Here is a 544-nt window from a genome sequence, read left to right as displayed (position 1 = left end):
ACTGCTGGCGGCCGAAGCGCTCACATCCTCCAGCGACGCCGTGCGCGTGCAGGTGCGCGGCGGCCAGCCGAAACTGGTCGACGGCCCGTTCGCCGAAGCGAAGGAAATGATCGGCGGCTTCTACCTGCTCAATTGCGAATCGCGCGAAGAAGCCGTGGCGATTGCGCAAGCCTGCCCGGCGGCGACATGGTGCACCGTCGAGGTACGCAAGCTCGGCCCGTGCTTCATGTAAGCGAGCGACGGCTTTTGACTCGGGGTTTTCCCCAAGCGACGCATCATAGCTGTCGAATCGTTCGTGCATTGCTCGTCGTGTGAGTAAGAGCGGCCAAGGCGCCGCACGCTCTCTACAACGTCACGACAAAAGGAGTAACCGCGATGCGATTCATGATCCTGGTGAAGGCAACCGCCGCAAGCGAAGCCGGCGAAATGCCCGAAGCGTCCCTCATGGCCGCGATGGGCGCGTATCACGAAGAACTCGCGAAGGCCGGCGTGCTGCTCGACGCCACCGGCTTGCAGCCGACTTCGAAAGGGTGGCGCATTCGCT

General features: G+C 63.2%; 2 protein-coding genes. Both read left to right on the top strand.

Annotated elements, in window-relative coordinates; all coding sequences use genetic code 11:
- Positions 1-232, top strand: a 232-nt coding sequence (locus tag SB753_RS34605; protein WP_410804534.1) for a YciI family protein, incomplete at its 5' end; no start/stop codon positions are given.
- Positions 233-375: 143 nt separating this feature from the next.
- The coding region (locus SB753_RS34600) for a YciI family protein (protein WP_410804536.1) at positions 376-544 on the top strand (169 nt) is incomplete at its 3' end.

It is taken from the genome of Paraburkholderia sp. SIMBA_053, assembly GCF_046534895.1.
In the GTDB taxonomy this organism is placed as follows: domain Bacteria; phylum Pseudomonadota; class Gammaproteobacteria; order Burkholderiales; family Burkholderiaceae; genus Paraburkholderia; species Paraburkholderia caledonica.
Note: the sequence above shows the minus strand (reverse complement) of the source record. Positions and strands in the feature narration are given on the sequence as shown.